Origin of the sequence: Pedobacter paludisoli (assembly GCF_052344095.1) — a bacterium.
In the GTDB taxonomy this organism is placed as follows: domain Bacteria; phylum Bacteroidota; class Bacteroidia; order Sphingobacteriales; family Sphingobacteriaceae; genus Pedobacter.
Map to the genome: position 1 here is coordinate 3567073 of NZ_CP179926.1, position 22284 is coordinate 3589356.

General features: G+C 36.1%; 21 protein-coding genes and 1 pseudogene. 16 read left to right on the plus strand and 6 right to left on the minus strand.

Going from position 1 to position 22284, the window contains the following annotated elements:
• Positions 1-933, plus strand: a complete 933-nt coding sequence (locus tag ACJVDK_RS14565) for a PorP/SprF family type IX secretion system membrane protein (protein WP_443937398.1) — start codon at positions 1-3, stop codon at positions 931-933.
• Between the two features lie 9 nt (positions 934-942).
• Entirely contained in the window at positions 943-3084 is a 2142-nt protein-coding gene (locus ACJVDK_RS14570; protein ID WP_443937399.1) for an OmpA family protein, read from the plus strand.
• 334 nt (positions 3085-3418) lie between these two features.
• Here the strand turns inward: ACJVDK_RS14570 and ACJVDK_RS14575 are convergent, their stop codons facing one another.
• Positions 3419-3829: a phosphate-starvation-inducible PsiE family protein gene (locus ACJVDK_RS14575; RefSeq protein ID WP_443937400.1), complete on the minus strand. Its 411-nt coding sequence runs from the start codon at positions 3827-3829 to the stop codon at positions 3419-3421.
• A gap of 90 nt (positions 3830-3919) precedes the next feature.
• Entirely contained in the window at positions 3920-4573 is a 654-nt protein-coding gene (locus tag ACJVDK_RS14580; protein WP_443937401.1) for a hypothetical protein, read from the minus strand.
• Positions 4574-4959: 386 nt separating this feature from the next.
• Here ACJVDK_RS14580 and ACJVDK_RS14585 point away from each other — a divergent pair, with 386 nt between their 5' ends.
• The 4 genes from ACJVDK_RS14585 (at position 4960) to ACJVDK_RS14600 (ending at position 8095) form a co-directional block, all read left to right on the plus strand.
• The gene (locus ACJVDK_RS14585; protein ID WP_443937402.1) at positions 4960-5547 is read left to right on the plus strand and encodes a hypothetical protein; all 588 of its coding nucleotides are present in this window, start codon (positions 4960-4962) and stop codon (positions 5545-5547) included.
• 25 nt (positions 5548-5572) lie between these two features.
• Positions 5573-6001, plus strand: a complete 429-nt coding sequence (locus ACJVDK_RS14590; protein ID WP_443937403.1) for a hypothetical protein — start codon at positions 5573-5575, stop codon at positions 5999-6001.
• 214 nt (positions 6002-6215) lie between these two features.
• The gene (locus ACJVDK_RS14595) at positions 6216-7409 is read left to right on the plus strand and encodes an OprO/OprP family phosphate-selective porin (protein WP_443937404.1); all 1194 of its coding nucleotides are present in this window, start codon (positions 6216-6218) and stop codon (positions 7407-7409) included.
• Positions 7410-7444: 35 nt separating this feature from the next.
• Positions 7445-8095, plus strand: coding sequence for an outer membrane beta-barrel protein (locus ACJVDK_RS14600; protein WP_443937405.1), 651 nt, complete (start codon positions 7445-7447; stop codon positions 8093-8095).
• 449 nt (positions 8096-8544) lie between these two features.
• On the opposite strand, the gene ACJVDK_RS14605 is transcribed toward ACJVDK_RS14600, so the two are convergent.
• Together ACJVDK_RS14605 and ACJVDK_RS14610 are read right to left on the minus strand one after the other, a co-directional pair.
• Positions 8545-9498 carry a DUF6515 family protein gene (locus ACJVDK_RS14605; RefSeq protein ID WP_443937406.1) on the minus strand — a complete coding sequence of 318 codons (954 nt, stop codon included), beginning with the start codon at positions 9496-9498 and terminating at the stop codon, positions 8545-8547.
• A 622-nt stretch (positions 9499-10120) separates the two neighbouring features.
• Positions 10121-11128 carry a helix-turn-helix domain-containing protein gene (locus tag ACJVDK_RS14610; protein ID WP_443937407.1) on the minus strand — a complete coding sequence of 336 codons (1008 nt, stop codon included), beginning with the start codon at positions 11126-11128 and terminating at the stop codon, positions 10121-10123.
• Positions 11129-11604: 476 nt separating this feature from the next.
• Between ACJVDK_RS14610 and ACJVDK_RS14615 the strand changes: the two genes are divergently transcribed.
• Entirely contained in the window at positions 11605-12513 is a 909-nt protein-coding gene (locus tag ACJVDK_RS14615; RefSeq protein WP_443937408.1) for a hypothetical protein, read from the plus strand.
• A gap of 453 nt (positions 12514-12966) precedes the next feature.
• Complete coding sequence (locus tag ACJVDK_RS14620; RefSeq protein WP_443937409.1) at positions 12967-14028, plus strand: phosphotransferase enzyme family protein; 1062 nt, start codon at positions 12967-12969, stop codon at positions 14026-14028.
• A gap of 105 nt (positions 14029-14133) precedes the next feature.
• On the opposite strand, the gene ACJVDK_RS14625 is transcribed toward ACJVDK_RS14620, so the two are convergent.
• Entirely contained in the window at positions 14134-14481 is a 348-nt protein-coding gene (locus ACJVDK_RS14625; RefSeq protein ID WP_443937410.1) for a hypothetical protein, read from the minus strand.
• A gap of 129 nt (positions 14482-14610) precedes the next feature.
• Between ACJVDK_RS14625 and ACJVDK_RS14630 the strand changes: the two genes are divergently transcribed.
• Positions 14611-15138, plus strand: coding sequence for an ExbD/TolR family protein (locus tag ACJVDK_RS14630; protein ID WP_443937411.1), 528 nt, complete (start codon positions 14611-14613; stop codon positions 15136-15138).
• A 72-nt stretch (positions 15139-15210) separates the two neighbouring features.
• On the opposite strand, the gene metK is transcribed toward ACJVDK_RS14630, so the two are convergent.
• Positions 15211-16461 (minus strand): methionine adenosyltransferase, encoded by a 1251-nt coding sequence (gene metK / locus ACJVDK_RS14635; RefSeq protein WP_443937412.1) that lies wholly within the window; start codon positions 16459-16461, stop codon positions 15211-15213.
• A 228-nt stretch (positions 16462-16689) separates the two neighbouring features.
• Between metK and ACJVDK_RS14640 the strand changes: the two genes are divergently transcribed.
• The 7 genes and pseudogenes from ACJVDK_RS14640 (at position 16690) to ACJVDK_RS14670 (ending at position 22282) form a co-directional block, all read left to right on the plus strand.
• Positions 16690-17571, plus strand: coding sequence for a diacylglycerol/lipid kinase family protein (locus tag ACJVDK_RS14640; RefSeq protein WP_443937413.1), 882 nt, complete (start codon positions 16690-16692; stop codon positions 17569-17571).
• Positions 17572-17596: 25 nt separating this feature from the next.
• Complete coding sequence (locus ACJVDK_RS14645) at positions 17597-17947, plus strand: translation initiation factor (RefSeq protein ID WP_443937414.1); 351 nt, start codon at positions 17597-17599, stop codon at positions 17945-17947.
• A gap of 366 nt (positions 17948-18313) precedes the next feature.
• A pseudogene (locus tag ACJVDK_RS14650) lies at positions 18314-18715 on the plus strand (phosphoenolpyruvate carboxykinase (ATP)); the annotation flags it as partial.
• 67 nt (positions 18716-18782) lie between these two features.
• Positions 18783-19910 carry a phosphoenolpyruvate carboxykinase (ATP) gene (locus ACJVDK_RS14655; RefSeq protein WP_443940055.1) on the plus strand — a complete coding sequence of 376 codons (1128 nt, stop codon included), beginning with the start codon at positions 18783-18785 and terminating at the stop codon, positions 19908-19910.
• 300 nt (positions 19911-20210) lie between these two features.
• Positions 20211-21041 carry a MotA/TolQ/ExbB proton channel family protein gene (locus tag ACJVDK_RS14660; protein WP_443937415.1) on the plus strand — a complete coding sequence of 277 codons (831 nt, stop codon included), beginning with the start codon at positions 20211-20213 and terminating at the stop codon, positions 21039-21041.
• Positions 21042-21124: 83 nt separating this feature from the next.
• Positions 21125-21736, plus strand: coding sequence for an ExbD/TolR family protein (locus ACJVDK_RS14665; protein ID WP_443937416.1), 612 nt, complete (start codon positions 21125-21127; stop codon positions 21734-21736).
• 6 nt (positions 21737-21742) lie between these two features.
• Positions 21743-22282 (plus strand): ExbD/TolR family protein, encoded by a 540-nt coding sequence (locus ACJVDK_RS14670; protein ID WP_443937417.1) that lies wholly within the window; start codon positions 21743-21745, stop codon positions 22280-22282.
• Positions 22283-22284 lie beyond the last annotated feature (2 nt).

The following is a 22284-nucleotide window of genomic DNA, read 5'->3' on the forward strand; positions in this document are numbered from 1 at the left end:
ATGAGATATATTAAGATATTTTTAATAGCAGTTTTACTAGCGGGATTGAATACTAAAGTACGTGCTCAACAAGATGCATTATATACCCAATACATGTTCAATACTTTGGCTATCAATCCTGCCTATGCAGGGAGTAGAAACGTGGCCTCAGTAACGGCATTGTATCGTAGCCAATGGGTTGGGATGGAAGGCGCACCGAGAACGGGTACTGTAACATTGGACGCTCCTATTAACAATAAGAAAATCGGATTGGGTCTTCAAATCTATAGTGATAAAATTGGCGTAACCAGTACAACTGGCGCTACGGCCAGTTATGCTTTCCGTATTCAAATGGACAAAGGTACATTGGCATTGGGTTTACAAGGAGGAGTGAGTCAATTTAGAGCCGATTTTACGTCGGTAGATCTCGGTTCAGTATATCAATACGATGGAGCTTTTAGCAACAACGTAAACAAAACATTGTTAAATTTTGGTGCGGGAGTTTATTACAATACCGATCGTTTTTACATTGGATTATCGGCTCCTCAAGTCCTGAATAACAACCTAACCAATTTTACGGTAAATCAAGATGTTGCCTTTACCGGAACAGCTACGCACTTGTTTTTAGCTTCGGGATATGTATTTCCGCTTGGAGCAGATTTACATCTAAAGCCATCGGTATTGCTTAAAGGGGTAAAAGGAGCACCCATTGAAGCCGATTTAAACGCAACCCTTTGGATAAAAGATGCACTAGGCTTCGGTATTCAATACCGTACCGAAGCTGCGGTTGCAGCCATGATTGAGTTCCAGGCATCGAAACAATTTCGCATTGGTTATTCGTATGATTATAGTACAACTAGTTTGGTACAATACAATACCGGTAGTCACGAAATTATGCTGAGATATGAATTTGGCTTTCCAAAAGGGAAAATTTTATCACCACGTTATTTTTAAAAAATTAATATGCTTAGAAAGATATATATACTCCTGATTCTTGCAAGTGTTTTGCAAGGTCAATTGTATGCTCAAGAGCTCAGTGCGGATACGAAAGCTGCAAGAAAAGAATATTCGTCTTTAAAGTATGCACAAGCTATTAAAATACTTGAAAAAGAATTGACTAAAAACCCAAACAATAAAGACGCCCAAGAAATGATTGCCGACAGTTACCGACGTGTACGCAATTACCCAAAGGCGGCTTATTGGTACGAGCAATTAACCAAAAATACGCCCTTGAAGCCTGATTGGGCATTGCGCTATGCGGAAGTGTTGGGAAATAATAAAGAATATGCAAAGTCTGGCGAATGGTACAATAAATATTTAACCCTGGCAGGCAATGATACGCGTGCCAGCAATTTTTCTAAATTTTATCCCAATGTTGACGAATTGTTCGTGAACAGTTCCGAATGGAAAGTCAATTACCTCAATATCAATACCAATGCAGCGGAGTATTCGCCCATGTATTTTAAACAAGGCCTTGCATTTACGAGCAACCGACGCATAACAGGCATTGTTAAACGTGTTTTCGAATGGGATCAAGCGCCCTTTACCGATATGTATTACGTAGGTAATTTAAGTGAAATGAAGCCGGTAAATGTGGATAGTGTTAAGGCCGCATTACGCCAGGATTTGAATCCAAATGGCAAAAGACCCTATCGCGGGAATAACGATTATACCGGAACATCCAGTAACGACACCAAAGTATTGGGAACCTATACCCTCCGATTGGCAAAGGATACCTTGGCCGATTATTTAGCCACTCAAATAAAGTTGAATAAAATGCCGGGTAAAATTAATACGAAGTACCACGATGGACCAGCAGCTCTGTTGCCAGACGGCTCTATTATGTTTACACGGAACAACTATGACCATGGAAAATACGGAACAAGTAAAGATGGAATTAATAAGTTAAAATTGTTTACCGCAAAAGCACCTGATTTAAAAGAGATTGTGCCTTTTGCGTATAACAATGATGAATACTCGGTAGGAGACCCAGCAATTAACACGAAAGGGACCCTCCTTATCTTTGCTTCGGATATGCCTGGCGGAAAAGGAGGAGTGGATTTATATTACTGCAAACGCAATAGTGCCGAAGAGGAATGGAGTAAGCCTATTAATATGGGGAGTGTAATTAATACCGAAGGAAATGAGTTAAAACCTACCTTTTTAAAAGACAATTTGCTTTCCTTTGCTTCTACAGGGCACGCAGGATTGGGTGGCTTAGATGTTTTTCAAGTAACGCTGGATGATAAAACCAACCCTACAGCAGTTCCGGTAAACATGGGGTCGCCGATTAATTCATCCTTTGATGATTTTGGACTCATTAGAAGTCAAGATGGTGCGACTGGTTATTTTAGCAGTAACCGCGGGGGAAGCGACGATGTGTATAGTTTTTTTTATCATCCTATTCGAATAGCCTTACACGGTATCGTACTCGATTCTTTGAGTAATGAGCCAATTTTAAGTTCTCAAGTAACCATTGAACCCGATATTTCATTGCAAGTAAAAGATAATCAGTTTGATGCAGTGCTTAAAAAGGAAACCGATTATTTAATTACTGCAACGACTGCAGGCTACAGAACTGTGCAAGGAAGAGTGAGTACTAAGGGAATCGTGTCAGACACGTTGATAAACGTAATCCTTAAACCGGGCAAAATACCGGTAATAATACCATTCAATTGCGATTCTGTTAAACAAACACTAGCGGTAAATAACATTTACTACAATTTAAATAAAGCTGCGGTACGGCCCGATGCGCAAGAAACCATGGCCCGTTTAGTTAGCATATTAACGAGCAATCCAAGGCTTAAACTAAACATAGCCAGTTATTGCGATAGCCGTGGAACGAGCAGCTATAACCTCGATTTATCGAAACGAAGATCACAATCGGCGATGAACTATTTAGTTAAGAAAGGAATTAGCAAAGAGCGTATCCGCATTGAATATTTTGGTGAAACCAATTTGGTAAACAATTGTGCAAATGGAGTTCGCTGCTCAGAAGCCAATCAACAACTTAATCGCCGTTCAGAGTTTTTTATAACGCTTGATGGTAATAAAGTACTTTCTATGGATTGTGATTGGATTGAAAAGGCATTTTCAGAATTATAAAAGTATTTTAACATACAAACACAATGCTTCGTGAGCAAAAGCTTTCGAAGCATTTTTTATTTCGAAATGTATCGATAGCAATCTTGTTAAATCTGCTTCAGGCTATTCGCTATTTCAGCAAACGAACGTTAAAAAATGAAATAGGCTTGGCAGAAACACGGTCTGTCGGGGTTGAGTTGACTGCGGTTTGTTATAGTGTACGCGCCACTTAAACCGTATTGCAACGGCATCTTTTTAGTTCAGATGAATTTTTATCACCAAGATTTTACTAAAAAATACAGTGGAAAGACGGACTGCCGTTCAGTTGAAATGGGAACATTGCTTTGCTAAAAAATTAGTTCTTTTCGGATTTGCTCACTAAAAAGTAGCCTAAACACAAAGAGATGATAAGTGCTGCTACCGAAATTTCCATTAAAGGAGAGGGACTCTCTAACTCAAACATTAAAATTTTACGGGTTACGGCTATAATTCCTACGATTAAGATAACCTTTAACTTAACGGAATGATCGTGCGCATACAAACGGATGGTTTGCAATATTTCTAGAGATAACAACACACCGAAGAATAAGCCCGCAACAGGGCGAGCATTGGTTTCAGCCTCAAAGGAACCTGTTTGAATGTTGTGTTTAATTTTATAAATAAAGTGCCAGATTAATTCAAATATTTGATAGCTGATAAAAATAAGCGAAATAATAATCAAGATAATTGAAATATATTTTTCGAAGTATTTTAAAAGTGTTTCCATTAAAAAAGTATGAATGGGCTTGGTTAGAAAAAACCTGAAAAAAAGGCTTTGATTTACTATTAAATCAAAGCCTTAAAGTATTGAAATATCTTATTTTTTAGCAACTTCTACTAAACCGTCTTTAATAAAGCGTTCAGTAATAGCTTTTTGGTAACCTGGTAAAAAATCTTCTAAAGAGCTTGGGTTGTACGTTTGTGATTGTGCTGACCAAACTAGTTTTTCAGTAGTTGCATCGTATAGGTTGGTCTCTAAATAATAAACTTTGTCATTTTCATAATAACCAGGTGAATAGAAGTTATTGTATCCATAACCCCAATAACCACCAAAAGTACCATAGTATCCAAAACCTCCAACAGGGTAGGTGTTTACACCCGGTACATAACGCGTTTCAGTTTCTTTGTTAACCAAGGCAATGGTTAAAATACCGTCGCATTTATTATCGCGAATTTTCTTCAATACTGATGCTTGATCAACATTGTTGCTTGTTGCCTTAATTTCCGGAGCAATTACCTCAATACTTTTTACAGTGGCAATTCCTTTCGAATTTAAATACTTCGCAATTTCGGTTTCAACAGTTTGCTTTGCTGATGCATTCGACGTTAATGCAGAAACAAATACTTTTTTAAATTTCACAGTCGTAACATCAGGGGCCTTGTAAGAACCCGTAATGCTGGTTGTTGTACTGCAGGCAGAGATTAGTGCAGCCGCAAGTAAAACTAAGCTTGAATGGATAATTTTTTTCATAATTCAATTATTTAATAACGTTAGAGTGTTTTTTAATTTTTATACAAATAACATCATAATCAGCTTAATATATGGCGTGATATTGTTTAAAGGTGTTGCAATTCAAAAAATGAAACCTTTAATTTCTTTTTTTAAGAAATATTTAAACCAGTATAAACACTATGGAGGTAAAAACTATTTATCCCAAAGAATCTGTTTGAGTAGGCATTCTTGTTAAAGCAATGCAGTAGGTTTAAGGAGATTTTGTGCCTACTGCAAGTTCCAAATTTGAATCTGAAACCCATCTTAAGCCAAAGAACTATTGAAATGAAATGTTTTGTGGTATTTTTGAGTAAACACTTGATAATGTGTTTGTTTTGTGTTTTGCAAAGCTTAGATCAATTGGCATGAGTAAAGTAAAATTTAAAACCATATTAGGGCGAGGGGTTGCATTGGCTATTCCACTTGGTGTGGTGCTGTATGTTTTTGCCAAAATAATTGGCGTACTTCAAAAAGTAATAGCACCCTTAGCTGCAAAACTGGGGATTGATCGAATTTGGGGCGAATTAACCTTGTTTATTTTAACCATTGTAATCATTGTACTTATAATTCTATTGTTAGGATTGCTCATGCAAGTTGCATTCGTTTCTGTATTAAAAAATCAGGTAGAGGAAATAATTTTAAAATTCGTTCCTTCCTTAAATCAATTGAAATTAATGGCCGCCGATGGGCTGGATTATGACGAAGAAGAAAACAAATGGACGCCCGTTCTAGTAAAAATGATAGATAAAGGCAGTTACCACCCCGCATTTATTATTGAAGAAGATGAAAACTTGGTGACGCTGTTTTTATGCTACGATACGGCCTTAAAAAAAGGACAAATTTTAACATACGAAAAGAATCAAGTAGAATTAAAACCAGTAGGATATTTGGATTTGAAAAGAGCAAGTAGAGAGGCCGGTAAAGGATATATAGCCTTATTAAACAATAAATAATACGAACATAAAAAATAGAAAAAAGATGAAAAGAGTTGTTATCATAATTTTCCTAGCGCTAGGAAGTTTTAGTTTTTTCGCACAAAATGTGCATGCACAAAAAGTAGTGCGCCCTCGTGGGGGTGCAGTAGGATCATGGCGAGTTTTGGGTACAACCCATGCGAAACATTCAGCAGATCATGACGCGATCATAGTAGCAGGGCCGTACGATTATTTTAGAAAATTGAAGTTTAAAGTAACAGACGCTCCCTTAAACTTGCAAAGAATGATTGTTCGATATGACGGAGGAGCTCCAGAAAATATTGAAACGCGTTTTGAAATCCCTAAAGGAGGCGAAAGTAGAATAATTGATTTAAGAGGCGGTAAAAGAAAACTTAAATCGGTAGAGTTTTGGTATGATACCAAAGGATTTTTGAATGGACAAGCCGATGTAACCTTGCTAGGAATGAAATAAGTATTGTTTTGTTTTAATGTCCTGAAAGTCAATTAATTGATTCTTTCAGGATATTTTTTTTCTAAAACCTGCGTGCTACAACAGGAGACGCAATGGTTTCAAATTCAAATGTGAAACGGAATAGTGCACCCAGAAAACCATAGGCTACGCGTATCATCTGTATTTTTAGCGATTATTTAATAATCATGAAAATGGGAAACATTTAGGTGCAAGTATGCGAAATAGTTTGTTAACACTTTTTATAGGCCTATTTACAGCTGTAGGCTACGCCCAGGAAGTAAAGGACAGTAGCAAGGTCATGAATGTTCGATATGGAAGCAAAGGAATTGAACTTCAGACGAGAGATAATAAATTCTTATTTCAGCTGCAGAGTAGGTTACAATTTCGTTTTTCAACGCCTGGAGATACAGACCCTGTAACCTATGATGATTACAGTACAGACCGTCACACTGGTTTTAAAATTAATAGGGCTAGGTTAAAAGTGGGAGGACATGCTTTTCAGCCTTGGTTAAAATATTATTGGGAGTATGAATTGAGCGCAAGTAATTTGCTCGATTTTAGAGTTATGATTGAGAAATGGGATTGGCTAAGTTTCAAGTTTGGCCAGTGGAAAGTAGAATATACTCGAGAACGGTTTATTAGTAGTGGAGAGCAATCAATGGTAGAACGTTCATTGATTAACAGACCTTTCACCGCCGACCGCCAACAAGGTGCTGAAGTTTATGGCCATTTAAAAGCCACAGGGATTGCAGACTTTAATTATTGGTTAGGCGCATTTACCGGTACAGGACGAGGAAATACCAAAAACGATGATAATAACTTAATGTATTTTGGAAGATTTCAGTGGAATTTCTTAGGTAGACCTGTTGATTTTGAAGGAGGGGATTTAGAAGGTGAAGAAAAACCTGCCGGGATAATAGCCGTTTCAGGATTAACAAATCAAAGTGCTTACACGCGGTTTTCACAAGCTGGTGGCGGGTCTTTAGACGGCTTTCCCGACGATATCGCCGGAAGGTATCGGGTAAAACAATACAACATTGAAACCGCATTTAAGTACCGTGGATTTGCGTGGCAAAGTGAAATCCATAATAAAAATATCATTGATAAAGTCGGTGATTTGGGAACCACCAATTTAGCAGGATACTATGTTCAAGGTGGATATTTTTTTCATCGTATTTTTAAATGGTTTCCTGAAAAACTAGAAGTAGCGGCACGTCACTCGCTTTACAAGCCCAACACCGAATTGGCAAACAATAAACAACGTGAAAACTCGCTCGCTTTTAACTGGTTCTTTAAGGGACACAAAAATAAATTAACATCCGAATTGAGTCATTTTAGTTATGACGATACAAGTCTGGATTTGGCCGCTGGTTACCGATTTAGAATACAATGGGATATTTCCTTGTAAGAATATAAAAACAACACAATTAATTAAATATCGACATGAAAAAAATCTATTTATTTTTATTGCTACTAAGTTCAGCAACAGCTTTTGCTCAAAAACCTGAGATTAGAATTAACGCAAATGCGGGTTACGCTTTTCCAGATAGCTTTGATTCTTATTATTCTAATACCTCTTATTATAGCGGCCGCACAGACGGAAGTTTCCAATGGGGCGTAGGGTTAGAATATGTATTGCCTCAAAAAGTAGGTGTTGAATTAAGCTATACCCGTCAAGATACAAAAGCTCCTACAACTTATGCCGATGGTACAATATTTGGATTAGGCGTGCAAACGAGAGAATTCGATGTGGCATTTAACTACGTGATGTTGGGTGTAACCAAGTACTTTCCTGTAAATCCAACGGTTGAACCTTATTTTGGAATGCAAGGTGGGGTAGCAATTGTAGACGTATCAAACCCTGTTAATGCAAACGGCGGAAGCGTATCAAGATTCGGTTGGGCTATTAAAGGAGGTTCAAACTTTTGGGTAGCACCAAAAGTGGGCATTAAATTGCAGGCTGGCCTTAATTCAGTTACCCAAGCTGCTGGTGGTGGTTTATATTTTGGTACAGGCGGTGTTGGTACCGGTGTATCAACCTATTCAACCATTTATCAATTTGCTTTAGGAGCTGGATTGGTATTTAAAATCTAATTGATATCTACCTATGATAGGAGAGCTAGCCAGTTTTGGCTAGCTTTTTTTTTGAATAGATTGTAATGGCTAAGCGTGAAAAGTAATTGTTTTTGTTTCCTTTGGTTTTCTCAGGCTTCAGGCATTGGGCTATTTGATTTATTCTAAGCGCCTCATTGATAAAGAATTTCAATCTATTTTGGGCACAGTCTCTTACATGCTGAAGGCTCATATAGGTTTTATGAAGCTATCAATTCCTGCTAGCCACTTCTCTGACCTTTAGGTACATCTCTCGCTAATTTTAAGTCGCATTGCCTCTTTAAAAGATATAACCCATAGACAGATTTAGTTTTTAAGTACTGTGGGGTACTTCTGGTGAATTTGTGGCAAGGCGTAAAGAACGGCTTGATCAAACAAAAAAAAGCCTTGACACGAATCGCATCAAGGCTGGTATTTTATGGAGAGAATGTTTATTCTGACTGAACGTCAACTACTTCATATACATCTTTGCCATCTTGTTGGATAGGTTGATAATAAGTTTCTCCAACTTGTACATAGGTTATGTCGCCCATTTTTACTTCTTTACCTCCATCTGGTAAGTGTGTTACAACAGTTCCAGAAGTAGGAGGGACTACTTTATAACCGCCAGAATCTTTTTCATAATACGTTCCTCCGTAGTAATAATTGTTGGTGGTTTCGTTTACAACAACGGTTTCGTATCCTTTAGGTAATGTTGTAATTACTGCTCCAACAGGTGCTGCAACAACGGTGTAACCTCCACTGGTTGGCGTATAATACATTCCTTGGTCATAGTGGTATTTTTGATTTTCAACACTCACGATAATCGCAGTGGTGGCCAAAGTGGCAACAAAGAAACCCCATGGATGGTATATTGGCCCCCACATAAAAGGACGATATGGGTGATAAAAGTATGGATGATAACTGTAATATCTTCTGCCTCCGTAAACATGTGGAGCGCGCGTATAAGGTCTACCAACATTTCTTCTGACAGTGGTGTTTCTTCTGATATTGGTATTGTGGCTGTTATTAATGTTTACATTTACATTGTTGTGTCCACCTTTAATATTTGTATTTCTGTTGCCAACACTTGTTTTATTGCCAATATTTGTTTTGTTACCAACTTTATTGTTGCTTACTGCCGGTTTACGATTGTTTGCTCCAATGGATGAATTGCCAGGTTTTTTTACCGTGCTTGGTCGTTGAGTAGCGGGTCTTTGGGCTGCTGGACGTTGCGCTGCAGGTCTTTGTGCGGGAGTACGGCTAGGAGCGCTTCTTTTTGGCCCTGCGTGTTGAGCAGCTCCGCCTCTTCTTTGCGCATAACTGTTAACGGTAATGCTAATCACAAATAATACTCCTAATCCTATAGCTTTAAGATTGAAATATTCTTTTAAATATTGTTTCATAAGAATGGTATTTTACGTTGTTAATTAATTTCAAACGGCTTCGGTTCAAAAAGTGTGCTTTTGTATAAAACGCTTATAATCAATGTTAAATTGTAAACAAAGATGCGTATATATTCATTAAAATTATTTTATTCGAATTCAATTAGAGTTGCAGATTTAAAAATGCAACTGTATGAGCTCCTCATTTTAATACTAAACCCTATTCCCTCTATGTAAATCTTTGCTTTTGTGTGTTATGCGCAGTACTGGTTTTTTCTTCTTTGTTTCAATAGGTGTTGTCGTATGAGTGAAAGCTTTAGATTTAAAAGGTAATATAAGGCTAAATAACAGCCAAAATTTCTTTAGTTTACTGAAATATTTATTTGTCGATTTCATGATTATCTTATCAATACTGTAATAAACCATTCTTCGGGCTACGTAGTGCCGAATAAATCTGTCTATGCTTTAAATAAACGTTAATCACAAAATGAGAAACGTAAGCTAAAACTTTGTGTAGATCTTAAGTTGTTGATTACAAGACAAAAAAACAAAAAATAAAGCGAGGGAGGAATTTTGAAGGCAAGAAGTGAGTTTCACTTTTAAATTTGAAACTCCCAATTTAGTTGGGAGTTTCAAATTAAGCTTAAGCAGTATTGTTTTTCTTAATACCTCTAAAATATTCAGAAGGGGGTACACCTGTTAATTTAACAAATGCTCTGAAAAATGTGGTGCGTGATGCAAAACCAATATCCCAACAAATACCTTCCAAAGTAAGTTGCTCCCATTCAATGTCGTTAATCTTCGATTTCAAATACTCAATTCTGTTTAAATTGATAAAATCCTGAAAATGAAGATTAAATTCAACATTTATAAGGTAAGATAAATGATGCGGAGGTATATTGGTAAGTTCAGATAAATCTTTAACTGTTATTCCTTTATTTAAATAAGGTTTATCATGTTCTAGTACTTGATTAAGTATAGCCATGTATTCAGCTTGCTTTTTAGTGTCAAAAAGAGTTTTCGATTTGTTTGTAACCGCAACTTTTGTGTCAATTTTTGGTTTACTTATGTTAATTGTATCGACTTTTTTAGCTTCTTGAAAGTCTAATTTCGGCGACTCTAAGCTATATAGAATATGCGGTCTTGAAACCAATAAGCCAATGGTAGTAATCAACGTTATGGAAACCGTAATATCATTTAGAAAATCGATACTTGTAAATTTAATTTGGAATAAGCGTTGCGAAGCAAGAAGTAAGAATAGAACAATAAGCGTAATGTTAAAAATTTTTACCCAGTTAATTAAGCGATAATTGTAGTTAAAAGAAGGTTCTTTTTTGCGTTCAAAATTAATGATGCTCATGCTTTGAAAAATGCAATAGAAAAACCAAAGCACATATTTTAAGATAATTAATCCATAATAGATATTTGCCTGTTTAACCGTTTCAAATTGATTTTTTCCTGTGTCAGATATACTTAATAAACTAACCGAATCAGGATTTTGAAGTGCAATGTTACTTAAAAGAATAAGTGTAAGCCCAAAAGGAACAAAATGTACCCAATCTGTACGAGCTAATTTATTTTCCGAATAGAATACATTTTGGATGTATAAAAAGGCAGAAGGTGCAATTAAAAATGAACACGATTTAGTCAAGATGAAAAAAAATGGAACATCCTCAAGAAGATTCTCCAGCCGGCAGAAATTATAAACCGCCGCAATAGTTAAAGAAAAAACGCATAAACTGAGATAGAAATTTTGGCCAAAATACCGCCTGGAGGATATTAAAATGCCTGTTAAAGCTAATCCTCCGAGCCCAGCTGAGAAGAATAGCAAGTGTAAAATAGATTGATTCATAATGTAGATTTGATATAAAACTAAGTAAATAATTAAAATATCGCAAAGCTTTATTGTTAATAATCAAGAGAATCTGCATAAAATGTGTGCAAGTTTCATTTTTTAATATGCAACACAAAAGAAAATCAAAATAGGCTTTAAGCTTCTTTTAAGCCCTACCTTTGACCACGTCAGATTTAATGCAAATTTAAGTCGATGAAAAAGTTTGGCTGCCGCTGTTGATTTATTGTTAACGAAAGGAGCTAAATCTAAAATGTATTAACAAGAAAATCTATATGAAAAATACCTATCTAACCTTCGCATTTGTTATGATGTTACTCTTTCAAATAAAAGCGCAGGAAACAAGCTCACTTAGTGATAATCCGAGCCATTTATCCGCTGGTAATACGTCAAATTTAGTGAAACAAGACCTAGGGCGAGATGTTCCTTGGTTTGTAGAACGGTTTAAAGTAAGTGCCGGATTCTTTTTAGCTTTAAGTAATACCAATGTGCAGATTGGAAATAGTGCAGGTACTATAGGCTCAAACATTAATTTTGAAGATGATTTAGGTTTTGATAAACAAAACAATACTTTTTTATTCAATGCACAATGGCGTATTTCAAGTCGGTCGCGTATTGATTTAAGTTATTATGGTTTAAATAGAAAGGCAAACAAAAACTTAAGCAGAACCATTTCAATAGGAGATGAAACCTATCCCGCAAATGTAGATGTAAATGCCTTTTTTGATAATAGTATTTACCGCGTTTCATACGGATATGCTTTATTAAGCAAGCCTAAATATGAGCTGGGTCTTTTACTGGGGGCACATATTGTTGAAGCCAATGTAGGCATCACGTTGAATACAAATATTGGTAGTGCAAATACAGCAACCGATTACGGCTTTACAGCGCCTTTGCCAGATATAGGAATTTGGGGTGGTTATGCAATTACAGATAAACTGGCCTTTAACGGCGAGTTTAGTTTTCTTTCATTAACAGTGAATAATATTTCGGGAAGAATTTTAAATTATAATGCTTCGGTAACCTACCGTCCTTGGAATAAATTAGATGTTTCTTTAGCTTATACCGGCTTCGATTTTAAAGTAGATGCCGTTAGAGATCGTTTAGACGGACATTTAAAATGGGGCTACAATGGGCCAACCTTATCAGTTGGTTATTCATTCGGAGGAAAAAATTGGCATTGATTTTTGTGCAAATCAAACAGTAAAATTACTCCTAACATCAAAACCTTAATTAGCAATAGTTAAGGTTTTTTCTTTTTAAAAGAAAACTTCTATCAACGAATTAAAGGCGCAAACGTTTGTTTGCTTTTTTTATTTATGCCCTTAGATATTCCCAGTTTTTGGCACGAAATTATCTAGCTGAAACGATGTAAATCGTCTTTTTAGATAGATTGAAAACACTGATTATTCGAAAACGGAATTTTAAAGAAAATAAGGGACAATTTTAGGCAAATAATGGAGCTTTAATAACAAACGTTTGCGTTGAGTTTGCTTTTGTAAAAAAGCATCTTATCCTTAATATTGAAAATTCAACAGTAAAAAAGCTGGAAATGTCATTCTATCCATCTTTTTAATTACAGAATTAAAGAGGATACCATTCAATCATCCTTTACTGTTGCGGTAACTTATATTTTTATGTTCAACGAAATATTAGATAGTTTTGGTTTAGATTTGAAATCTGCTCAGGTTACTCCTTATGGTTCTGGGTTGATTAATCATACATGGAAGGTAATCACCTGCGATGCAGAGTACATTTTGCAAAAAATCAATACCTACGTTTTTAAAAATCCTCATGCAATTGATGATAATCTATATCAACTAAAGCAATATATAGCCAAAAAGGAGCCAGAATACCTTTTTGTATCGCCATTGACAAATTTGGCTGGAAATACCTTACTTCAGGTCAATGGAGAATATTTCCGTTTATTTTCATTTGTCAAAAATTCACACTCAGTTGATGTCGTTGAAAACCCAAGTCAAGCCTATGAAGTAGCAAAGCAGTTTGGCCGTTTTACAAAGATTTGCAATGGTTTTGATGTAGATTTACTTCAATATTCATTAACAGATTTTCATAATCTTGAACTTCGTTTAAGCCAATTTAAAGAGGCGCTAAGAACTGGAAACCAAGATCGAATTGCTGAGGTAACCCCAGAAATTGAGGTGCTAATGTCTTTCAGCGTTATTGCAGATATTTATTCAGCCTTGATCAAAGAAGGAAAATTAATTAAACGTGTTATTCATCACGATACTAAAATTAGTAATGTTTTATTAGATGAAAACGAAAAAGGATTATGTGTAATCGATTTGGATACCGTAATGCCAGGCTACTTCATTAGTGACGTTGGCGATATGATGAGAACGTATCTCTCGGCAGCCAATGAGGAAGAAAAGGATTTAACGAAAGTGAACGTTCGTACCGATATTTTTGCGGCTATCTTTAGCGGTTACATGGAAGAAATGGGAGCGCTGCTTGGCGAAGAAGAGAAAGAATTATTTATTTACAGTGGTAAATTTATGATCTATATGCAAGCTTTGCGCTTCTTCACTGATTATCTAAATAACGATGTTTATTACCATACAACTTATCCAAAGCAAAATTTAGTGAGGGCAAAGAATCAGATTAAGTTACTTGAAGAGTACGTTGCTGCAGAAGAAACATTTAAAGGAATTATGCGCGATCCAGCGCCATGCGTATAAAAGTATATTTTGTTTTAGCTTGATGCGGAAGGAACCCTTCCAATTCAGTAAAAGTCTTGGTTTTTGCCAAGACTTTTTTTATGCATGTTTAATCGCTTTGAGCTATCAAGAAAATAATTCCTGTTCGTCGCGATCCGCCACGGGGATTTTTTTTAAGAAATCGTCAAATGCGGGACCATTGTTATTAGTATAAATGCCATACGCATCCAAAATATAACCAATATTGTTATCTGCATCGCTTACTAAATACAGTACAGCATTATCAGCCGGGTCAGAATCACCTTCAAAGCGATAGGTTTTAACAATCGTTAAATCTTCAGGTTTGTAAATTTTGCTAAGCTGTTGGCTTTGCATTTTACCATGATCAGACATTTTTAACTCATTATCCTTTCCGTTAAGTCTTAATTTCTCTAAAATTTGACTTAATGTGTTCATTTCTGCTGCGTGTTCCATAGCTACTTTATTTATTACTTATTAAACAACAAGCTTTTAAAATGGTTTTGGAATAACGAATAGAATTAAGACTGATTGCGTGGTATGGAATTACGCTATGTAAGGCATCATGTAATAAAATCTAAGCATATGGCAACACTTAACATTCCTCAAAACAGCAAGGCTCAAAAAGGAAGATTGCGTAAAACATTACCTGGAGTAGATTTAACGGCTATGGTCGATTTAGCATTTCTACTTATTACATTTTTTATTTTAACCACCACATTAGCCAAATTTAAGGCAGCAGATGTGGCTAAGCCAATTCCATCTGAAATTGAAGCTCCTTATCCAGCTTCCAGAACATTAACCGTTTTGTTGGGTAAAAACAATCAGGTGGCTTACTTCATGGGTGAAACAGCCAAGGCAGCGTTGAAAATTGTTCCACTAAAAAGTTTAGACGCAGTTATTGAAAGTAACAAGTTAGCAATAGCAAAATTGCATCAGAACAATCCTGCCAAGCATATGATTGTTATCATAAAGCCAACTGAAAATTCCATCTATCAAGATTTTGTGGATGTAATTGATGAAATGAAAATCAACAACATTAGGTCTTACGCCATTGACGATCAAAATATTTCAGCAAAAGAGCAAGGCTTTTTGAAAGCACATGGGATTTAAATGTTCTAGAAAACCAGAAAGGGCGCTTAATAATTGAATATTAGCGCCCTTTCTAATTGAAAATATATGTTCTTAAATTCCGAAAGCAGTTTTTACGTGCTCAACGTAATCTAATTTTTCCCATGTAAATAAATCTACAGTAACGGTTTTTTCTTCTCCGTTTGGTGATTTAAAAGTTTTAGTAACGGTTTCAGGTTTGCGACCCATGTGACCGTAAGCAGCAGTTTCGCTATAAATTGGATTTCTTAATTTTAAACGTTGCTCGATAAAGTACGGACGCATATCAAAAATTGATTCTACAATTTTAGCAATTTCTCCATCCGTTTTACCCACTTTCCCTGTTCCATACGTATTAATGTAAATACCCATTGGTTGCGCAACACCGATAGCATAACTTACTTGTACTAAAATTTCATCAGCAACACCAGCAGCCACTAAGTTTTTAGCGATGTGACGCGTTGCATAGGCAGCACTTCTATCTACTTTACTTGGATCTTTACCAGAAAAAGCACCACCGCCGTGCGCACCTTTACCGCCATACGTATCCACAATAATTTTTCTGCCAGTTAAGCCTGTATCGCCATGCGGCCCACCAATTACAAATTTCCCGGTTGGGTTAATGTGATATTGAATTTTATCGTTAAATAAATGAGCGTACTGAGGATTGCTTTTAATAATGCGTGGAATTAAAATCTCAACTAAATCGGTTTTAATTTTAGCAAGCATCGTTGTTTCTTCATCAAAATCATCATGTTGTGTAGAAATAACAATAGCATCAATACGAACAGGTTTATTGTTGTCGTCGTACTCAAGCGTTACTTGGCTTTTTGCATCTGGGCGTAAATACGTAATATCTTTATTTTCACGACGTAGAACGGCTAATTCTTGTAAAAGTTTATGGGATAAATTTAACGCTAAAGGCATAAAATCTTCGGTTTCGTTTGTCGCGTACCCGAACATCATACCTTGGTCACCCGCACCTTGCTCTTCTTTGCTACTTCTATCAACACCTTGGTTAATATCAGCAGATTGCTCGTGAATTGCCGATAAAATACCGCAAGAATTTGCTTCAAACATGTACTCGCTTTTGGTGTAACCAATTTTTTTGATAACATCGCGTGCAATTTGTTGAACATCCAGATAGGTAGTCGATTTCACTTCGCCCGCTAAAATAACCTGACCTGTAGTAACCAATGTTTCACAAGCAACTTTCGATTCGGGGTCGAAGGCTAAAAAATTATCAATTAAAGCATCCGAAATCTGATCGGCTATTTTATCAGGATGCCCTTCAGAAACAGATTCTGATGTAAATAAGTATGACATGTATTAAAATTAACAAATGATGTAAAAAACAATTTTGTACTTGCTAATCGCCCCTAGAAACAGGTAAAGTGATTGATTGAAGGAGATATTAGCAATTTTTTTACGTGGTTGCAATCCAATCCTGAAAACCTCAGGATAGCAAATCAATCCACACTCAATAGCGCAAAATTAGTATATTTTCTTTATTTCAAAAATTATAGAGTATTTTGCAGTCTCATTTTTTAGATCTTGAAAATAAAGTCGAACATTTTATTTATCATCAATCCTATCTCAGGTGGAAAGGTAAAAATCCGCATCCCAGCATTTATAGACCAATATTTAGATAAAGAAAGGTTTAACGCAAACTTTGTTTTTACGGAATATGTTGGGCATGCTGCTGAACTTGCTGAGGATGCCTCTGCACGAAATTTTGACATAATTGTGGCAGCAGGGGGCGATGGAACCATCAACGAGGTGGCTTCTAGTGTTTTACGTCATCATAAAATATTAGGCATATTGCCCTTAGGCTCCGGAAATGGTTTAGCACGTTTTCTAAAAATTCCTACCAATCTGAAGAAAGCACTCCTGATTATTAATAAACTAGGTATTTCAAAAATTGATACAGCAACTTTAAATAACCGTTCGTTTTTTAATTTAGCAGGGATAGGCTTTGATGCACAATTAAGTGCCGCCTTTTCGGGTAATAAAAAGAGAGGTCTTAAAGGATACCTGCAGTTGGGAATTAAAGAAGTTTTTAATTATCAGCCAAATGAATACATTCTAACGATTGATGGGAAAGAATATACCAGAAAGGCATTTGCCATCAGTATTGCAAATTCATCGCAATATGGCAATAATGTATATGTTGCACCGAAAGCTTCGGTTCAAGATGGTTTACTCGATGTGTGTATTATAAAACCCTTTCCGCTATATAAATTGCCTTTACTGGCTTATGTGATGCTAAGCGCAGCAGGAGAAAAATCTGAAATGATTGAAATCATTAAAGGCAAGAATATTTCAATTTCAAGAACCTCTGAAGGGCCTGTACACATCGATGGAGAACCCTTAAATATGAGCAAGGAGTTAGAAATACAAATAAAACCCTTATCGCTCCAGGTTATTGTGCCTTAATTTTAATTTCGCGTACCTTTACAGTATGAAATCGAAAAAAATCAATTTGAGCGATCTAGGTGGGGTCATGTATTCTACCAATCCCGATTTTGAATACCAAGAAGAAGTTGATGATACGACAACCTTGCCCAATAGTCAACAGGATTTGCGGGTCATGTTGGATAAAAAAAATCGTGGTGGCAAAGCAGTTACCTTAATTACTGGTTTTAAGGGCAAAGCCGATGATTTGGAAGTGCTCGGAAAAATGCTGAAAACGAAATGCGGTGTTGGAGGCGCCGTAAAAGATGGAGAAATACTTATTCAGGGTGATGTGCGCGACAAAATCGTGGCTATCTTACAAAAGGAAAATTATAAGGTTAAAAAGGCGGGAGGCTAAGCACTAATAGCTAAGCTTATCATAAAATAGACGCCACAAAAAATCAATTTTTTTGCGGCGTTTTTGTGCAGGCATCAGCAAATATTCTACTCTTACAAAAGGATAAAAGATGCAAAAATTTGGCAGACTGTAGACCGAAAACAACTTTGGTTCAGGTTGTTAATAATTTGAGCAGTGAATTTCTATGGCATTTCCTTGCTTAGTGTAAAAAAACAATTTTTTTTGGTCGGTAAAAATACTTATTAAGTCGCTTATTTTTAGTCGATTAAGTCTTAGTGTTTGCTGTACAATATGTAAATAAATCGCTGTAAAAAGTAGTTTTATTTATTTGTTAGTGAGTATCTTTGCATCACTAACTTATTATATATGAGCCTAAAAAACTTGCATAACCCAAATTTAAGCTATTTAAATTTGGGCGCAAATACGGTTGTGAAGTATCAATTATCTTCAACCGAATTAATTGATGAAGCACTAAAAAATGAAGAAGGAAGTCTGGCCGATTCTGGAGCACTAGCAATCGATACAGGAAAATTTACGGGACGTTCTCCAAAAGATCGCTTTATCGTTTGCGATGCTATTACGGAGTCTACTGTTTGGTGGGGGGATGTAAACATCAAAATTAAACCGGAAAAATTCGACCAACTATTCTCGAAAATCACGAATTATCTAAGTGATAAAAAGATATACGTGCGCGATTCATCTGCTTGTGCCGATGCTGATTACGCCATTTCTATTCGTGTTATCACCGAAACGGCATATCAAAACTTATTTGCCCATAATTTATTTATCCGGCCAGATGAAGTTGATGAAAAAATGAATCCTGAATCGAACCATTATTGCTGCTCCAGGTTTTTATGCAGATCCAGAAGTAGATGGAACGCGCCAAGGAAATTTTTCAGTCATCAATTTTACCAAGAAGATGATTTTAATTGGCGGAACCGGATACACCGGAGAAATTAAAAAAGGGATTTTCTCGGTATTAAATTTTACCTTACCTGTTTATAAAAATACGCTTTCGATGCATTGTTCAGCCAATGTTGGAAAAGATGGCGATACGGCAATTTTTTTCGGTTTATCCGGAACAGGAAAAACCACACTCTCGGCAGATCCTGAACGCGGATTAATAGGCGATGATGAGCATGGCTGGGGAAAAGATTCGGTCTTTAATTTTGAAGGAGGCTGTTATGCTAAATGTGTCGATTTAACGGAAGAAAAAGAACCACAAATTTATAAAGCAATCAAATCAGGAGCTTTATTAGAAAATGTTAATTTTTATCCGGGTACAAAAAAAGTAGATTTTTCAAATGTTGAAAAAACAGAAAATACCCGCGTAGCGTACCCGATTGATTATATTGAAAATGCCATTGTTCCTTCTGTAGCGAAGGGGCCAAAAAATATCTTTTTCTTAACGGCCGATGCTTTTGGTGTGTTGCCTCCTATTTCAAAATTAAATGTGGAGCAAGCGATGTTTCATTTTATGAGTGGCTATACAGCAAAAGTGGCTGGAACCGAAACAGGTGTAACGGAACCGCAACTAACTTTTTCGGCTTGCTTTGGAAAGGCCTTTTTACCTTTACACCCATCTGTTTATGCCGATTTACTGGGTAAAAAAATGGAAGAAAATCAGGTAAATGTTTGGTTGGTTAATACGGGCTGGACTGGCGGTCCTTATGGCGTAGGCACAAGAATGAAACTCAGTTATACCCGAGCGATGATTTCAGCTGCCTTAAATGGTCAGCTAAATGAAGTGGAATATCAGGAGCATCCCATTTTTAAATTGATGATGCCGCTTGTCTGTCCAGCCGTTCCGGCAGAAATTTTAAATCCGGTTACTACTTGGAGCAGCAAAACAGCATATGAGAAAAAAGCCAATGAATTAGCAAAGGCATTTCTTGAAAACTTTGAGCAATTTGAGGATGCCAAAGTATCAAAAATGCAACGCGAAGCGTTAAAATTGTGTTAAATCAATCAAAAATTGATTTTTTTCTGCAAAAAATTTGCAAATCGATTTTTTTTTAGTTTTTATTGCGAAAGAATTGCCTCGGGCTGAGGCAATTTTTTTGTTATATACCCTCGCGGTTTACCGTAAACTAAATGTAAAGTAACGATTTCATTGTTTGTTGACTTATTAATTTGTAATTTAAAATCAATTTATAAATTTGCCTCTTCACAACATAAATCAGATAATTAAACGTTGTGTGTATACAAAACAAAATAAAAGCTAAAAATTAAAACAAGAACTAAAAACTAAAATTTTTAAAAAATGGCAAACGCACCAAAACCAACAACTGTTAAAAAAGAGAGCTCTGCAACGGCTTCAAATTTATTTGCAACCTTGGTTATTCCTATTGCAATCGTTATCGGTATTTGTTTATTCAAATTTGTATTAGGTAACCCAGAAAACTTTGTGGATAATGATCCTGAGAAAGCAGCTAAAGTTGGTAACTATTTAGGTATCGCATACAAAGGCGGTTTCATTGTACCTATCTTAATGGGTATGCTTTTAATGGTATTCATTTTCTCAATTGAGCGCTTAATTGTAATTGGTAAAGCAACTGGTAAATCAAGTTTAGATGCTTTCATCCACAAAATCCAAGCTTTCTTAAGCACAAACAACATCGAAGCAGCATCAGCTGAGTGCGATAAACAACAAGGTTCAGTAGCAAACGTTATTAAATCAGGTTTAAAAAAATATAAAGAAGTTGAAGCAGATACAAACATGGACGTTGAGCAATCAGTAGTAGCTATCCAAAAAGATATCGAAGAAGCTACTTCATTAGAAATGCCAATGTTAGAGCAAAACTTAACTGTAATTGCAACGTTAGTATCAGTAGGTACATTAGTTGGTTTATTAGGAACAGTAACAGGTATGATCAAGGCCTTCGGTGGTTTAGCTACATCAGGTGCTCCAGATCAAGCGAAATTAGCAGAAGGTATCTCTGAGGCCCTTGTAAATACTGCAACTGGTATCTCTACTTCGACTTTAGCGATTATCATGTACAACATTTTAACTTCAAAAATCGATAAATTAACATACGCTATTGATGAGGCTGGTTTCAGTATCATTCAAACGTATGCAAGTTCTCATAAATAAAAATTAGTGAATTTTTTTTACCGGCTTTATGGAAAACCGGAAAAATAATCATCATTGTTTAAAACACTAGTAATTTTTATATTATGCCAAGAATTAAAGTTCCAAGAAAGAGTACATCGATTGACATGACCGCTATGTGCGACGTGGCTTTCCTTTTACTATCTTTCTTTATATTAACGGCAACTGCTAGGCAACCAGAACCACTCGAAGTAAGCACACCTTCTTCAACGTACGAGTTTCTTGTACCGTCTGAGAACAATGCTATTTTAACAATCGGGCAAGGAAAGGTTTTCATAGAAATAGCCGGACAACCAGTTAGAGCGAGAGCTTTAGAATTGATGGGCAAACAATACAATATTCAATTTACTCCAGAGGAAATTCAACGTTTCGCAGTAATTGGATCATTTGGTGTGCCAATCCAAAGCATTAAACAGTTCGTTAAAATGACAGGAGAGGAAAGAAATAAACCAGGTGTACAACCAGGTATTCCAACCGATTCTACGGATAACCAACTAAATGCATGGGTTTTACAAGCCCGTCAAGCAACTAAAGAAGTAAATAATCAAGAAATGCGTGTAAGCTTAAAAGGCGATGCCAAAGAAGAATATCCTGCAGTTAAAAAGATTATCGATATTCTTCAGAAGCAAAAGATTAACAAATTTTTATTAGTAACATCCTCAGAGGCTAAAAAATAAGAAATTATGGCAGAATTAAATACTGGATCCGGCGGGGGTGGTAAAGGCGGTAAAGTAAGAAGTAAAAAGCAGTCAACCAGAGTAGATTTAACTGCAATGGTGGATTTAGCCTTCCTTTTAATTACCTTCTTTATTTTGACAACAACTCTAGCCAAATCAAAGGCAATGGACGTTGTGAAACCTGATAAGGATGACAACAATAAGGATAATCGCCTAGAATTAAAAGCTTCAAAAACCATGACCATTCTTTTGGGTAAAAAGAATAAAGTTGCATGGTACATGGGAGAGCCAGGAAAAAGCGCTCCAACCATTGTTAGCCTTAATCAGGTAGATAAAGATATTATCGAAAATAGAAGAGTAGCGGATGCTTCGGGCGTAGCGGGTAACTTTGTAGTACTTGTAAAACCAACAAAAGGATCAACTTTTCAAGATTTTGTTGATATCATGGATGAGTTAGAAATTTTAAAGGTAAAAGTTCGTCAGATTGATGATGATAATATCCTAGATAATGAAACCTCATTCTTGAAAGAAAACAGTTTATTATAAAA

What these genes read in the sequence shown, in the direction of transcription:
- ACJVDK_RS14565 (WP_443937398.1), top strand. Translation starts at nt 1, where the DNA reads ATGAGATATATTAAGATATTTTTAATAGCAGTTTTACTAGCGGGATTG.
- ACJVDK_RS14570 (WP_443937399.1), top strand. Translation starts at nt 943, where the DNA reads ATGCTTAGAAAGATATATATACTCCTGATTCTTGCAAGTGTTTTGCAA.
- ACJVDK_RS14575 (WP_443937400.1), bottom strand. Translation starts at nt 3,829, where the DNA reads ATGGAAACACTTTTAAAATACTTCGAAAAATATATTTCAATTATCTTG.
- ACJVDK_RS14580 (WP_443937401.1), bottom strand. Translation starts at nt 4,573, where the DNA reads ATGAAAAAAATTATCCATTCAAGCTTAGTTTTACTTGCGGCTGCACTA.
- ACJVDK_RS14585 (WP_443937402.1), top strand. Translation starts at nt 4,960, where the DNA reads ATGAGTAAAGTAAAATTTAAAACCATATTAGGGCGAGGGGTTGCATTG.
- ACJVDK_RS14590 (WP_443937403.1), top strand. Translation starts at nt 5,573, where the DNA reads ATGAAAAGAGTTGTTATCATAATTTTCCTAGCGCTAGGAAGTTTTAGT.
- ACJVDK_RS14595 (WP_443937404.1), top strand. Translation starts at nt 6,216, where the DNA reads ATGCGAAATAGTTTGTTAACACTTTTTATAGGCCTATTTACAGCTGTA.
- ACJVDK_RS14600 (WP_443937405.1), top strand. Translation starts at nt 7,445, where the DNA reads ATGAAAAAAATCTATTTATTTTTATTGCTACTAAGTTCAGCAACAGCT.
- ACJVDK_RS14605 (WP_443937406.1), bottom strand. Translation starts at nt 9,498, where the DNA reads ATGAAACAATATTTAAAAGAATATTTCAATCTTAAAGCTATAGGATTA.
- ACJVDK_RS14615 (WP_443937408.1), top strand. Translation starts at nt 11,605, where the DNA reads ATGAAAAATACCTATCTAACCTTCGCATTTGTTATGATGTTACTCTTT.
- ACJVDK_RS14620 (WP_443937409.1), top strand. Translation starts at nt 12,967, where the DNA reads ATGTTCAACGAAATATTAGATAGTTTTGGTTTAGATTTGAAATCTGCT.
- ACJVDK_RS14625 (WP_443937410.1), bottom strand. Translation starts at nt 14,481, where the DNA reads ATGGAACACGCAGCAGAAATGAACACATTAAGTCAAATTTTAGAGAAA.
- ACJVDK_RS14630 (WP_443937411.1), top strand. Translation starts at nt 14,611, where the DNA reads ATGGCAACACTTAACATTCCTCAAAACAGCAAGGCTCAAAAAGGAAGA.
- metK (WP_443937412.1), bottom strand. Translation starts at nt 16,461, where the DNA reads ATGTCATACTTATTTACATCAGAATCTGTTTCTGAAGGGCATCCTGAT.
- ACJVDK_RS14645 (WP_443937414.1), top strand. Translation starts at nt 17,597, where the DNA reads ATGAAATCGAAAAAAATCAATTTGAGCGATCTAGGTGGGGTCATGTAT.
- ACJVDK_RS14660 (WP_443937415.1), top strand. Translation starts at nt 20,211, where the DNA reads ATGGCAAACGCACCAAAACCAACAACTGTTAAAAAAGAGAGCTCTGCA.
- ACJVDK_RS14665 (WP_443937416.1), top strand. Translation starts at nt 21,125, where the DNA reads ATGCCAAGAATTAAAGTTCCAAGAAAGAGTACATCGATTGACATGACC.
- ACJVDK_RS14670 (WP_443937417.1), top strand. Translation starts at nt 21,743, where the DNA reads ATGGCAGAATTAAATACTGGATCCGGCGGGGGTGGTAAAGGCGGTAAA.